This is a genomic window from Frisingicoccus sp. (assembly GCA_016298055.1).
Classification (GTDB): Bacteria; Bacillota; Clostridia; order Lachnospirales; family Lachnospiraceae; genus Frisingicoccus.
Genome location: JAEDDO010000006.1, coordinates 18,374 through 32,516, shown reverse-complemented (window position 1 = coordinate 32,516; position 14,143 = coordinate 18,374). Strand labels below are relative to the sequence as shown.

The following is a 14,143-nucleotide window of genomic DNA, read 5'->3' as shown; positions in this document are numbered from 1 at the left end:
GGACCTGCACCGTGTTCCCAGAAGTTGTCTTCTTTGCCAAAACGGAAGATACGTTCCGGAGCAATACCGATTTCTTTATTCCAGATATCGAATGCTTCATCATCGTCCACATAGATGGATGGATAGAGACGGTCTTCTTCAAGACCAACGACCTGTGTTAAAAACTCCCATGACCAGGCAATTGCTTCGTGTTTGAAATAATCACCGAAGGAGAAGTTTCCGAGCATCTCGAAAAATGTACCGTGACGGTCTGTCTTTCCGACGTTCTCGATATCACCTGTACGGATACATTTCTGACATGTTGTCACTCTGTAGCGCGGAGGAATCTCCTGGCGTGTAAAGTATGGCTTTAATGGAGCCATACCTGAGTTGATCAATAATAAACTGTTGTCGTTATGCGGGATCAAAGAGAAACTGTTCATCTTTAAGTGTCCCTTACTTTCGAAGAAATTAAGAAACATGCTTCTTAATTCGTTTACACCATACTGTTTTCTCACTTGTTTCAGCCTCCTGTATGTTCATTGAATATTTTATTCTTTAACAAAAAGAAAACCAGCAAAAATAAACCTTGCCAGTTTTCTATTATAAAATTATTTAGTTTCTTTGTAAATAGTATTTTCCGGTTTTCTGGGAAATAACGTCAATGTCTGCTGGCAAGTTCCTTTGTGATCTCTTTCCAGCTCACATCCCGTTCAGCCATAAGAACCATCATATGATAGAGGAAATCGCAGATTTCATATTTTAATTCATCGCTGTCCGGATTTTTTGCCGCAATAACGATCTCGGTTGCTTCCTCTCCCACTTTCTTAAGGATCTTATCAATACCTTTGTCAAAGAGATAATTGGTATAAGACCCTTCCTTTGGATTTTCACGGCGGTGAAGGATTGTTTCCATGACTTGATCAAAGATGGTCATCGGATTGGTTGTATCATAGTTTTTGGAAACAAGATTGGTGTAGAAACAGCTTTCGTTGCCTGTATGACAGGCTGCACCGATCTGAACGACTTTCGCCAGTAATGTATCCTTGTCACAGTCGATATCAAGAGATTTGACGTACTGGTAATGTCCGGATGTATCTCCCTTCTTCCACAGTTCCTGTCGGCTTCTGCTCCAGTAAGTCATGCGTCCGCTGCGGATCGTTTCGTTGAAGGCCTCTTCATTCATATAGGCCAGCATTAAAACTTTGCCGGTTTTATATTCCTGAGTGATGACCGGAATCAGACCGTCACTGTTTAATTTAAATTCACCAAAAGGCAGACTGCTCTCAAAGCAGTTGGTTTGTATGCCCTGATGACGCAGATCATATTTTAATGCCATAGGGTCCGCCTGGCCGGATACAAATTCGGAGGATATAATTCCGCATACATTCTCTCTTGCCAAAAGTGAAGCAGCAGTTTCCGGCTGGATATGGCTGCATACAGGAAAGAGAGGAAGGCTGTAGGCATTAAAAGGTTCGATGCCCTGATTTTCAATAACACAGGCACCGGCACCGTTTTCAACGACTGCGCTGGCAAGTGCATTGGTCAAAAACTGAGTTGACGGGATCCAGGCAAAAATCTTTTCTTTGCCGAAACGGTCACTCACCTCTGACATGAGCCGAAAATCTGCCGCAGACATAACATCCATGGCAACCCGTGTATCACCGGCATAAAGGATCTTTTTGACATCCTCAAGACGCTGATAATGGCGCTTTACGATGAGAGGCATATCGGATTTTTCATTTACCGCTTTTATTAATTTGATCAGTCTTTCTTCATCTAATGGCATGGAATCATCCGCCAGAAAAACGCCGTCTGCACCGATATTCTCTAACTGGATAATGTCGTTGGCATCGATGTCTTTGTCTTCCAGACGTATGTATCCTAAAATTTCTTTGTTACTCACCTTTTTCACCTCGTTTGCATAACATTACGGCCTCATCAAGCCGGATTTTATTTGTATATAAAGATGTGCCGATCATAGCACCGTCCGCACCGCAGGACATCAGATACTCAAGGTCGTTGAGCGATGTGATTCCACCGGAATAGATAATATTTAAATGGGTACGGTTGATCATTTCTTTTGTATTTTCAATATCCGGTCCATTCATATTCGTGGCACATAAAACATCGGTATAAACAATGGTCTCAACACCGATGTTTTCAACATTCTGGGCCAAAGTGATGGAATTGAAATTGCTGATTCTTGCACGGCCTTCAATGGCAACCATACCGTTGTCCGCATCAATGCCCACGACAATGCGTTCTGTACCGAAGATATGAAGGGCTTCTTTAAGAAAATGGGGATTTAATATGGCCTGGGTCCCGATAATAATTCGTGAAACACCCATGGTCAGAAAAGCATCAATATCCTTGATCGTGCGGATACCGCCGCCATACTGAATCGGAATGCGGACCGCATTGACAATGTCGCGTACAATATGTCCGTTGACCGGATAGCCCATGGTGGCCGCATCCAGATCAACGACGTGGAGATAGGTTGCCCCCATCTCCTGCCAGTATAAAGCCAGTTTTACCGGATCTGAAGTAATAATATGGTTTTTTAAATAATGTGCTTTATTCGGGTTGACACATTTCCCGTCTGAAATATGAATTCCTGCATATAACTGCATATGATCACCTTTCTGTTTTTTAGAGAGAACCCTTTGTAGACAAAACATCTGTAATACGGTCGTCATAGGATACAGCTGCATCCAGGGCTTTTCCGAAGGCTTTGAAAGCTGCTTCAATTATATGATGGTTATTCAGGCCATCCAGAAGTTTTAAATGAAGATTCATGCCGCAGCTGTAGGACACAGCGTAGAAAAATTCTCTTACCATCTCTGTATCCATCGTTCCGACACGTTCAACAGTTAACGGAATCTGATAATTTAAAAAGGGTCTGCCGGAAAGATCAAGTGAAGCTAACACGAGGGATTCATCCATTGGTAAAATGAAATATCCGAATCGTTTGATTCCCTTTTTATCACCCAGTGCTTTTTTGATCGCTTCACCGAGAACAATACCTGTATCTTCAATCGTGTGATGACTGTCAACTTCCAGATCACCGTGAACATCGACTGTAAGATCAAAAAGACCGTGACGTGCGAAACTGTTCAGCATGTGATCGAAAAATCCAATGCCTGTGTTTGCCGAACATTGTCCGCTTCCATCCAGGCAGAGACGGATTTTGATGTCTGTCTCGCTTGTTTTTCTGGAAATTTCTGCTTTTCGGATATTCATTGGTTCCAACTCCTTTTTTTCTTATTTTTCAAATCGAACACGAATCGAATTGGCATGGGCAGTCAGTGATTCGGATTCGGCAAATTTGATAATATCGTCTTTTACCGGCTCTAAAGCCTGTTTTGAGTAGTAGATGATACTTGATTTTTTAATAAAATCGTCCACACTCAGCGGTGAGAAGAATTTGGCGGTTCCGTTTGTCGGAAGGACATGGTTTGGTCCGGCAAAATAGTCACCTAAAGGTTCTGAGCTGTATTCACCGAGGAAAATCGCACCTGCGTTTTTGATCTGAGTCATGACCTCAAAAGGATTTTTTGTGACGATCTCAAGATGTTCGGAGGCAATTTCGTTGGCAATGGCCACGGCTTCTTCAATGGTATCTGCAATGAGAATGTAGCCATAATTTTCCAGAGATTTTTCAAGGATATGTTTTCTGGAAAGTTTTTCTACAAATGCATCCACTTCTTTTGAGACCTGATCCGCAAGTGTTTCACTTGTTGTGACAAGGATAGCGGAGGCAAGCTCATCATGTTCTGCCTGGGACAATAAGTCGGCAGCGACAAAGCGCGGGTTTGCTGTTTCATCTGCAATAACAAGTATCTCACTCGGTCCGGCAATGGAGTCAATGCTGACATAACCGTACACGGCTTTTTTTGCAAGTGCGACAAAGATATTTCCTGGTCCGACGATCTTGTCCACTTTTGGAATGGATTCGGTTCCAAAAGCGAGAGCCGCAACTGCCTGAGCACCTCCGACTTTGTAAACCGCATCCGCACCGGCTTCATGAGCAGCCACTAATGTTCCCGGATTGACTTTGCCGTCTTTACCCGGCGGTGTTACCATAATGATCTGCTCTACTCCTGCCACTTTTGCAGGAAGAATATTCATTAATACAGAGGAAGGATAAGCTGCCTTTCCGCCAGGTACGTAAACACCTACCCGTGTCAGCGGTGTAACTTTCTGACCGAGGATCGTTCCGTTCGGCTGGGAATCAAACCAGCTGTACTGACGCTGCTTTTCATGATAGGTGCGGATATTTACGATAGCTTTACGGATAACTTCCAGAACTTCCGGATCGATCATTGTGTAAGCTTCGTCAATCTCTTCCTGTGTCACCTGGATCGTCTCGGCTGTGAGGCTGGCACCGTCAAACTTCTTTGTATAGGCAAATACAGCCTGATCTCTGTCTTTTTTAACAGCTTCAACGATCTCATTGACCGCATCCGCATATTGACCGTAGTTATTCGGACTTCTCTTTAATAAATTGTCTAAAAGACCATGAATGGAATCTTTGGTTAATTTTATCTTTTTCATAAGAGCCTCCTGGTTTCTTCTATTAATATACCAGATTTTTGTATCAATGTAAAATAAACTTCGCTATTTTTAAAGTACTTTTTTTAATTCATTTAAAATTCTGGTAATTCTTTCGTTTTCCATCTTCATGCTTACCTGGTTGACAACGACTCTGGCAGACAGAGGACAGATTTCTTCAAGAACTGTCAGGCCGTTTTCTTTTAATGTTGTTCCTGTTTCAACAATATCGACGATCACCTCGGACAGACCAACGATCGGTGCAAGTTCGACAGAACCGTGAAGTTTGATGACTTCAACTGTCTGATGTTTAATATTATTGAAATAGTCTTTGGCAATATTCGGATATTTGGATGCCACACGGATGAGCTGCTGATGTTTGAGCAATTCTCTTGCACTCTCCGGTCCGCACACGCACATTCTGCATTTTCCGAATCCCAGATCCATGACTTCATAGAGCTTGCGGCCCTCTTCAAGAATCGTGTCTTTGCCGACAACACCGATGTCCGCAGCGCCGTACTCTACGTATGTAGGAACATCGGAAGCCTTGGAGAGGAACATTTTTATTTTTAAATCTTCATTGACAAAGATGAGTTTTCGTGTATCCGGATCTTTCATCTCTTCCATCTCAATGCCGATTTTTTCAAGATAAGTCAGAGTTTTTTTGGCAAGTCGTCCCTTTGCAAGGGCAAATGTTAAATATCTCATGGGTTCACCTCCAGAACATGTTCTGTGCCTTCCGAATCCAGATAAAGGATCTTTCCGATGTTAAATCGACGGGCATAGGATTCATAATCTTCCAGTTTTGTATGGGCAGCCATGCGGTGCATCTGAACCGGATGACCTTCTGCACGGAGTTCTTTTGCTTTTTCAAGAGCCTGTGTAAACATAGAACCGGTATATAAGATCATAGTGATCATCTCACCTTCGCTCATAACGATCTTTTGACGGCTCATGGCGATAAGCAATTCATCCACAACAACCGCCAGACCGACAGAAGCCGCCTCTTTGCCGAATTTCTGAAGGAGTGTGTCATAACGTCCGCCTTTTACGATGGCATCGCCGGTTCCGTATGTGTAGCCACGGAAAATTACACCGGTATAATAATCGTACTGGGTCAGCATTCCAAGGTCAAAGGTGACATATTTTTGAAGACCGTATTCACCGATGATTTCGTAAAGACGCTCAAGACGTGTGATAGCCGCAAGGGATTCCATATTGGAAGTCAGTCTCTTTGCCTCTTTTAAAATATCCTGTGAGCCGAATAACTTTGGAAGCTGTATTAAGGCTTTGTTGTCTGTGAGTGCTTCCACACCGAAATAATTTTTGTTTTCGATGAGTTCTCTTAACTTCTGCGCCTTTTCTTCGTCCATGCCGGCTTCCTTAATAAGTCCGTTGAAAAAGCCTACATGGCCCACATCGATCTGAAATTCTTTCAGGCCTGCAGCCAAAAGCAGGTGGATCGCAAGGGCGATCATCTCAGCATCTGCATCGATACTGTCATCTCCAATGAGCTCGGCTCCCATCTGGGTGGATTCTTTCATACGTCCCTGAAGGCTTGAGTTATTAATAAAAATATTGCCGGTGTAGGAAAAGCGCATGGAAAAAGTCTCATCGCTGTAGTACTTGCTCACGGCTCTCGCAATAGATGGTGTAATATCCGGACGGAGTACAAGGGTGTTGCCTTCCCGGTCAAAAAATTTATACATCTGATTCGAAGGCAGAGAACCTTTATCCTGATTAAAAATATCAAAAAATTCAAAAGTTGGTGTCTGTATATCACGGTATCCATAGGATTTTAAAACATCCTTCATGCGTTCGGATAAAAGATTTTTCCGGGCGCATTCACCATTATAAATGTCACGAACACCTTCCGGTGTGTGAATCAGCCTTTCTTTCATAGTGCATCTCCATTCTCTATATCATATACTTTATCGTGCTAATGTATTAGCAGACAGAATTGCTTTCTATTATACCACGTCACGACTCTTTGTCAAGTTCTGCCATCCAGGTCTTTCTGAATAGCTGTCAGATAATTGAGGTAATAGCCCTGACAGGAGATTTCGAAAGCCGGATCCAGCTCTTCCATATGGAAACTTTTTCTATGACCTGTTTTTGAACGATTCCAGAACTCAACCAGATGTTTGAATGGAAGGTAAAAATAACGCTGCTCGGATGAAAAACAGATCAACAGGAAGGCGATGCCTCCCTGATCTTCAAAATCCTGCATAAACAGGACCTGATGTTCATGAATGTTTTGGACAGGAAAGGTTTTTGAATGACATTCCTTGGCATCAAAGCAGACAGGAATGCTCTGAACCACTCCGATATAATCGACGGTGCTGCGCTGGTCAAAATAAGCCAGCGTAATGTGACGTGTTGTTTTATCAATCTGAATAGGTTTGATGGGTGTGGGGATCTTCTGGATCAGTGCCAGATGTTTTTCCCTGTATTTCTCATTGGTAAGATTGACGATCTCTTCTAGTTCAGATCCGCGCAGTCCCCTGGAATTCCATGTTGCCATATGATTTCTCCATTTTGTTTCTTAAAATGATTTCTGCATTTTTCTGAAGTTGTTTTTTGCCCCGCCATCCGGCTGCAGTTTGTCGAAAAATCAGTTTAAACTCCTTGTTTGTCATAGACAAAATGTCATCCAGAGCGATTTCGGTTCCTGTTTCATATCCGGCAGGTACAGGCGGGTTTAAAGGGCAGACCTTCTGACAGATATCACAGCCGTAAATCTGTTCACCCATGATCCTTTCTTCCTCCGTTGTCAGAGGTTCCTTTTTCTGAGTCAGATAGGCGGCACACCGGTAACTGTTCATGCCATTTTCCGAGAGGGCTTTGCCGGGACAAAGTTTTTGACAGGCCGAACAGGTATTACATCTTAAAAACCATGTATCTTCCTGGTCGGATCTTGGGGGTAGTCCGTAAAATCCAGGTTCCCGATCCGAAAGAATCAGCCCGATAAAACATCGGGAGCCAAATTTCTTTGAATAAAACAACCCGTTTTTCATAATTTTTCCCAGTCCTGCCCGCATGGCCAGGTGCTTTTCGGAAAAGGGAGAATCATCGACGAAAGACAGTCTTTTCCCTTCAGGATCGGCCAAGGATAGGGCTTCCATCAAAAGGTCAAGTTTTCTTCGGACGATCCGATGATAATCTTCACCGCAGGCCGCAGGAGAAATATTTCCAAAAGGGCCTTCGCGTCTTTTATAAATCTTTGGTTCATAATGCTCCAGAAGGACAATGAAACTGGCCGCGTTTTCCAAAGTTTTTTCCGGACAGACCCGTTTTTCAATATCCTCTTCTGTAAAGGGCGGAAGAATTCCAAGTTCAAGATCCTTTTTCAGAAGAAATTCCACGTCGGTAAATCTTTCCGCGTGGCAGACGGCGATATCGTCAATATTCAGTTGTTCTGCAAGTTTTCGTAAATCGACCAAAGCCGTTCCCCCTTGAGGATTTTTTCAAATTCGGGCCAGACAGGTGCGGTAAGCCTTAAGTCATCAAATTCAATCCGCCAGGAATGCAGGAGCTGATGCTTGAGGTGATAATGTCTTCGGAACCAGTCATTGACTTTTTCGGAGCCGTATTTTCCGTCACCCACAATACCGTGGCCGACAGAAGCCAGATGGGCGCGGATCTGATGTGTCCGTCCGGTAATGAGTTCCACCTTTAAAAGAGTCTGATAGCCATTATGTCCAAGCGGTTTATAGAAGGTTTCGATCTGATGACTTCCGGTGACCGGTTCCTGAGATATAAAGACCTGATTTGTCGCTTCATCTTTAATAAGATATCCTTTAATGTGCTGAGGAAGGCAGAGAATTCCTTCCGCAAGACAGAGATAATATTTTTTTGCGGTACGCTCTTTTAGAATTTCAGACATGTGCTGAAGGCCATAGAGACTTTTTCCGATAATGAGAAGTCCGCTTGTATTTCTGTCCAGTCTGTGGCAGACCGACGGATGGAAAACTTTCAGCTGCTCTTCTGTAATGCTGTGGTTATCGAGAAGATAGCTGATGGCCTCTTCATTGACGGAAATATCTTCCGGTTTGGCTTTCTGGGACAGTAAACCGGCCGGCTTGTTAATGGCCAGAATATCTTTGTCTTCATGGATGACTTTAAAATGGCAAGGCACCTTTTCAACTTTTTTTGTTTCTCTGAATTTTTCAATTGTCTCCTCCGCAAGCCACAGAGTGATTTCATCGCCGACAGCTGTTTTTTCAGAGCCGTCACATTTTTTATGATTTAATGTAATATTTTTCTTTCGGAACATTTTATAAATAAAGCTTTTCGGAGCTGTATTTAAATATTTGAACAGGAGTTTGTCCACCCGCTGTCCGGCTTCATTTGGTGTTACGATAAATTTCTGCATACTATCCTCTTATAAACAATTCGATTTTAAACGACTGAAAATGGCACCGGCTTCTACTGGTGCGGAAGGTTCATTGGCTGCGAGCATCATGACCATTTCTTCAAATTCTTCAAAGTTTTCATGAACGACCGGTTTTTTATGAATGAGATCTTCTTCCGTCAGAATATTTGTCAGGTAGGCCTCAATGGCTTCTCTGCTCTTTTTCTGGGCGGGTGCGTAGCCGTAGACATTTCCGTTGTAGATGACAAGCATATCAAGCATCATATGACCGCTCTCACTTGCCAGTACCATATCCGCGGCCAGGACGATCCATGATTTTCCCTCAGTGAGGGAACGGATTTTTTCATATTCTTCCCGATTGCCGCTGTGGAAAGGCAGCAGGGACAGGTACTGGACAACTTGTCTTGCTGCCGGCAGTACCATGACGATGGCGGCAATGGTAAAGGAGTTATAACGTGTTTTAAAAATAATCGACGGGATGATCAAAAGCAGGGCGATAAAGATTGCCCATATACCGATGGCAACCAGTTTTGAACGTTTTAAACTGTCAATATAGCCGTAGGTTCCCTTGATCCGTTTGTTTTCTTCCATGTTCACACCTTATTTCTTTTTTTTCTTATGTACATTGCGGATGGTCTTTCGTTTGACCGGCTTTTGATCTTCTGTGCGTTTTTGTTCACCACGGCGCGGACGGATCAGACATTTTTTGTCAAAACCGATCAGATCGGTCCGGTGACATTTTTCGAGAGCCTCGCGGACAAGTTCGTAGTTTTTCGGATTCCGGTATTGGATCAGTGCCCGCTGCATTGCTTTTTCATGCGGGTCCTTTGGAACATATACCGGTTCCATTGTCCGTGGATCCAGACCTGTATAATACATGCAGGTGGAAAGGGTGGATGGGGTCGGATAAAAATCCTGAACCTGTTCCGGCATGTAGCCGAGATCTCTCAGATATTCCGCCAGAGTGATGGCCTCTTTCATTGTTGAGCCGGGATGCGAAGACATCAGATAAGGAACAAGATACTGTTCTTTTCCGAGACAGGCATTCATCTGTTTATAGTCCTGAACAAATTTGCGATAGACCTTGTTTGCCGGTTTGCCCATCTTCTTTAAAACCGGATCTGCCACATGTTCAGGAGCGACTTTTAACTGACCGCTGACATGATGTTCGCACAGTTCCTTTAAAAAGGTCGGATCCGGATCTGCATTGACATAGTCAAATCGTATACCGGACCGGATAAATACTTTTTTTATGCCGGGAAGTTCCCGAAGCTTTCGAAGCAGTGACAGATAATCCTGATGGTCCACATGCAGATTTTTACATGGTTCAGGGAAGAGACACTGTTTATGTTTACATACGCCCTGTGTCAGCTGTTTTTCGCAGGAAGGGTGTCTGAAATTGGCTGTAGGACCTCCCACATCGTGGATATATCCTTTGAAATCCGGTTCCCAGGCAAAAGCTTTTGCTTCATTTATAATGGATTCATGACTGCGGGTCTGAATGATCCGGCCCTGATGGAATGTCAGAGCACAGAAACTGCAGCCGCCAAAGCAGCCCCGGTTGCTGACAAGGCTGAATTTGACTTCCTGAATGGCAGGAACACCTCCGAGGGCCTCGTAAGACGGATGGTAGGTGCGCATATAATTGAGTCCGTAGACCCGGTCCATCTCGGCTGTGGTCAGCGGTTTTGCCGCCGGGTTTTGGACCACATAGAGGTGATCGTTATATTTTTCTACGAGTGTTTTTCCGCTGAATGGGTCTGTATTTGTATACTGGGTATAAAAACTCTCGGCATATTTCTTTTTATTTTTCAAAATCTCATCATAAGACGGCAGCATAATGCCGTCATAGACACTGTCCAGATTTTTTGTTTTGTAAACAGAGCCTGGGATAAAGGTCACATCTTTAATATCCATACCGCTGTTTAAGGCGTCGGCCATTTCGACGATGGACCGCTCTCCCATACCGTACAGCAAAAGATCTGCTCCCGAATCGAGAAGGATGGACCGTTTCATCGCGTCGCTCCAGTAATCATAATGGGCAAGGCGACGAAGACTTGCTTCAATTCCTCCGATGATGATCGGGACATCCTTGTAAGTCTGCCGGATCATATTGCCATAGACGGTGGTGGCATAATCCGGACGTTTTCCGTAAACACCTCCGGGCGTGAAGGCGTCGTTGTGGCGGCGTTTTTTGGATACCGTGTAATGATTGACCATAGAGTCCATATTGCCGCCGGAAATTAAAAATCCAAGGCGGGGTCTGCCAAAAACATCAATACTCTTTTTGTTTTTCCAGTCCGGCTGAGAAATAATTCCCACCCGATAATTATTCGCTTCCAGAACACGACTAATAATGGCGTGACCGAAGGAAGGGTGATCGACATAGGCATCGCCGATAACATAAACAAAATCGACCTGATCCCATCCGCGAGCTTCCATATCGGCTCTGGAAATTGGTAAAAAATCTTTGATCATAACAATTCCTCGTAATTATCAATATAAAAATCTGCAAGACGGAGTTTTTCCTCCCGGTCTTTGACAGAATAGACATCTTCAACGGCACATACGTGCATACCTGCCTGCTTGCCGGCCATAATACCATAAGGAATATCTTCAAAAACGAGACACTCTTCAGGGGATACATTCATTTTTTCGGCAGCTTTTAAATAAATCTCCGGATCCGGTTTTCCATTTGTGATCTCATCACCGGTCACGATGACGGAAAAAAAGGAATGGATCTGGTGGCTTGTTAAAATGGCTTCGGTCAGAAAGCGTGAATTTGTCGTTGCGATGCCACAGGGAATATGTTTCTTTTTTAATGCCTCGAGAAAGGGTCTGACTCCGGGTTTTAACGGAATCTCACAGGTATATTTTTCGAAGGCCATCTCATTCCATGCGGCCATGATATCTTCCAGACAATCCGGTATATTAAAGGTCTCTTTAAAGTATACGGCTGTCTGGTACATATTTAACCCTTCAATGTCCTGCTGAAGATTTTCAGGCACAGGCAGATTGAATTTTTCCAGATATTCCACGTCAATATCTTTCCACATCGACATGGATTCAACTAAAGTACCGTCAAGGTCAAATATGACGGCTTTGATGTGATCCAGCATATAGTCCCTCCAGTTCATGTTCGGTTAATGGGCGATATTCTCCCGGTTTTAGCTGTTCATCCAGAACAAGGCTTCCCATGGATAAACGTTTTAAATAAACGACTTCCTTGCCCACGGCGTGAACCATTCGTTTGACTTGATGGAATTTTCCTTCGTAAATTTCCAGTTCAATTTCAGAAGTATCATCTTTAACATTTAAAATGGTTAATTTTGCCGGAAGGGCTGTGAGTGCGTCATCCACTTTAAATCCTTCGGAAAAAATACGGATATCTTCTTCGGTCATAATACCGTCAACTTTTGCATAGTAAGTTTTGGATACATGATGCTTCGGAGACAGAAGGCGGTGTGCCAGATCTCCGTCATTTGTCAGCAGAAGGAGGCCTTCTGTGTCTTTATCCAGTCTTCCCACAGGAAAAAGATCTTTTCGCTTTGCGTCTTTTATAAGGTCAAGGACCGTCCTGTCCTTTGTATCTTCTGTGGCGGAAATAACACCGGCGGGTTTGTGGAGCATAATATATTCATATTCCACAAAATGGATCGGTGTGCCTTTCCAACAGACAATATCGGTTTCATTAACTTTATATTCAGGACGGGTGACGGCTGTATCATTCACCTTGGCAAAGCCCTTTTTTATACCCTGTTTGACTTCACTTCGGCTGCCGATGCCCATCTCTGTCAGATATTTATCTAATCGCAATTTCTACTCTCCTATTACTGCCAGCGCCATCCGGAAGGATATTTGTTCTTAAGTGTGCCTTTCGCAACTTTTCCCCATCCGAGGGAATGGCCGCACACGCCGACAATATACCAGCCATTCGGCAGTTCTTCCGGAACTTCCAGTGTTTCACATTTTAAATATTTGATGACTCTCGGATCATCCAGTTCAAGGTCGATCCAGTTGGTACATTCTGAAGGTGACAGTCCTCTTGCAAAAAATCCGGAAGGTTCAAACCGTTTTTTCTTTATATCACCGAGATACCACCCTGTCCGCATACGGCGCAGTTTTCCGAGAGGCCGCATATTTTCAGGAAGATAGCTTAAATGATCGCCCTGAAGGATAAGGCGTGACGGGTCAAATGAAATGGTGACGCCGCCGTCTTTTAAAAACTGTTCAAATTCTTCAGGAAGGGCTTTCATTCCTTTTTCACCGTATTCTTCTAAAGTTTCCGGTTTTTCACCGTCTTTTTGAAGGAGGGCTGTGAAGTGGCCTTCACCTTTCAGGTGATGTGGCCATAGACGTCTTGCATGGCGAATCTCTTCCGGGCCGTCGACCCATTCCGGATGAGCTTCCATAAGTCCGTCTCCGGTTTGACCGATCGGGATGACATGCATGTCCGGATAGTGCTCTAAAATATATTTTAATATACCCTCATTTTCTTCGACGGAAAAAGTACATGTGGAATAAATCATCTTTCCTCCGGGTTTGAGCATGCGTATGCCGCTGTCAACGATCTCTCTCTGAAGTTTGGAAAAGAAATCCGGACCGTTCTTTTCCCATGCCTTCATCATGGAAGGCTCTTTGCGAAACATACCTTCACCGGAACATGGCGCATCGATCAATATCTTATCAAAATATTCGGGAAATACCGGGACAAGATTTTTTGGGTCTTCTGTCAAAACAATACTGTTTCTCACACCGCTCGCTTCAATATTTTTCAGCAGTGCCTTAGCTCTCGATGCACTGATATCATTGGATATGAGACATCCGGTTCCATGAAGTTTTGCGGCAAGAGCCGTACTTTTTCCGCCGGGAGCGGCGCACATATCAAGAATATAATCGCCTTCTTCTACAGGAAGGGCCTGTGCAGGAAACATGGCACTTGGCTCTTGTATATAATATAATCCGGCGTGGTAAAGCGGATTTTTTGAATATTCCCGGCTTCCGTTGTAGTAAAAGCCTGTCGGACACCAGGAAACCGGTTCCAGTTCCTGTCCGGTCAGCTTAAGGTATTCTTCCGCTGTGATTTTTAAAGTATTCATGCGCAGTCCCGCATAAGTTTTTTCATCATAACTGTTGTAAAAGGCTGAGTATTCACTTCCGAGTAATGTTTCCATACGGTCTGTAAATACTGCAGGAAGCTGTTCTTTTAATGTTTTTCGCATCGTGTTCCTCATC

The 14,143-nt window shown here is 43.7% G+C and carries 15 protein-coding genes; all 15 read right to left on the bottom strand.

The features are described 5' to 3' along the window. Positions 1-461 (bottom strand): alanine--tRNA ligase-related protein (locus QZZ35_RS01425; RefSeq protein ID WP_291235827.1); only part of this gene is annotated, 461 nt, incomplete at its 3' end. Between the two features lie 179 nt (positions 462-640). Further along, on the bottom strand, positions 641-1,885 hold the full coding sequence (gene hisIE / locus QZZ35_RS01420) for a bifunctional phosphoribosyl-AMP cyclohydrolase/phosphoribosyl-ATP diphosphatase HisIE (RefSeq protein ID WP_291235826.1): 1,245 nt from the start codon (positions 1,883-1,885) through the stop codon (positions 641-643). Beyond that, positions 1,878-2,612 (bottom strand): 1-(5-phosphoribosyl)-5-[(5-phosphoribosylamino)methylideneamino] imidazole-4-carboxamide isomerase, encoded by a 735-nt coding sequence (locus QZZ35_RS01415; RefSeq protein ID WP_291235825.1) that lies wholly within the window; start codon positions 2,610-2,612, stop codon positions 1,878-1,880. Before QZZ35_RS01415 ends, hisIE begins: the two co-directional genes overlap by 8 nt. A 19-nt stretch (positions 2,613-2,631) precedes the next feature. Continuing rightward, complete coding sequence (gene hisB / locus QZZ35_RS01410) at positions 2,632-3,222, bottom strand: imidazoleglycerol-phosphate dehydratase HisB (protein WP_291235824.1); 591 nt, start codon at positions 3,220-3,222, stop codon at positions 2,632-2,634. Positions 3,223-3,243: 21 nt separating this feature from the next. Continuing rightward, entirely contained in the window at positions 3,244-4,536 is a 1,293-nt protein-coding gene (hisD, locus tag QZZ35_RS01405; protein WP_291235823.1) for a histidinol dehydrogenase, read from the bottom strand. 69 nt (positions 4,537-4,605) lie between these two features. Beyond that, positions 4,606-5,241 (bottom strand): ATP phosphoribosyltransferase, encoded by a 636-nt coding sequence (hisG, locus tag QZZ35_RS01400; RefSeq protein WP_291235822.1) that lies wholly within the window; start codon positions 5,239-5,241, stop codon positions 4,606-4,608. Continuing rightward, a complete protein-coding gene (gene hisZ, locus QZZ35_RS01395; RefSeq protein WP_291235821.1) occupies positions 5,238-6,434 on the bottom strand; it encodes an ATP phosphoribosyltransferase regulatory subunit in 1,197 nt (398 codons plus the stop codon). Before hisZ ends, hisG begins: the two co-directional genes overlap by 4 nt. Positions 6,435-6,526: 92 nt before the next feature. Beyond that, complete coding sequence (locus QZZ35_RS01390; protein ID WP_291233737.1) at positions 6,527-7,057, bottom strand: Holliday junction resolvase RecU; 531 nt, start codon at positions 7,055-7,057, stop codon at positions 6,527-6,529. Further along, positions 7,020-7,976 carry an epoxyqueuosine reductase gene (locus tag QZZ35_RS01385; RefSeq protein ID WP_291235820.1) on the bottom strand — a complete coding sequence of 319 codons (957 nt, stop codon included), beginning with the start codon at positions 7,974-7,976 and terminating at the stop codon, positions 7,020-7,022. The genes QZZ35_RS01390 and QZZ35_RS01385 overlap by 38 nt, the downstream gene beginning before the upstream one ends. Next, positions 7,943-8,908 carry an RluA family pseudouridine synthase gene (locus QZZ35_RS01380; RefSeq protein ID WP_291235819.1) on the bottom strand — a complete coding sequence of 322 codons (966 nt, stop codon included), beginning with the start codon at positions 8,906-8,908 and terminating at the stop codon, positions 7,943-7,945. Before QZZ35_RS01380 ends, QZZ35_RS01385 begins: the two co-directional genes overlap by 34 nt. Positions 8,909-8,917: 9 nt before the next feature. Next, positions 8,918-9,499 carry a hypothetical protein gene (locus tag QZZ35_RS01375; RefSeq protein WP_291235818.1) on the bottom strand — a complete coding sequence of 194 codons (582 nt, stop codon included), beginning with the start codon at positions 9,497-9,499 and terminating at the stop codon, positions 8,918-8,920. A 9-nt stretch (positions 9,500-9,508) separates the two neighbouring features. Beyond that, a complete protein-coding gene (locus tag QZZ35_RS01370; protein WP_291235817.1) occupies positions 9,509-11,386 on the bottom strand; it encodes a YgiQ family radical SAM protein in 1,878 nt (625 codons plus the stop codon). Then, positions 11,383-12,027, bottom strand: coding sequence for an HAD family hydrolase (locus QZZ35_RS01365; protein ID WP_291235816.1), 645 nt, complete (start codon positions 12,025-12,027; stop codon positions 11,383-11,385). Before QZZ35_RS01365 ends, QZZ35_RS01370 begins: the two co-directional genes overlap by 4 nt. Beyond that, positions 11,996-12,724, bottom strand: coding sequence for a pseudouridine synthase (locus QZZ35_RS01360; protein WP_291235815.1), 729 nt, complete (start codon positions 12,722-12,724; stop codon positions 11,996-11,998). Before QZZ35_RS01360 ends, QZZ35_RS01365 begins: the two co-directional genes overlap by 32 nt. A 14-nt stretch (positions 12,725-12,738) precedes the next feature. Beyond that, a complete protein-coding gene (locus QZZ35_RS01355; protein ID WP_291235814.1) occupies positions 12,739-14,130 on the bottom strand; it encodes an RsmB/NOP family class I SAM-dependent RNA methyltransferase in 1,392 nt (463 codons plus the stop codon). Between the last annotated feature and the right edge of the window lie 13 nt (positions 14,131-14,143).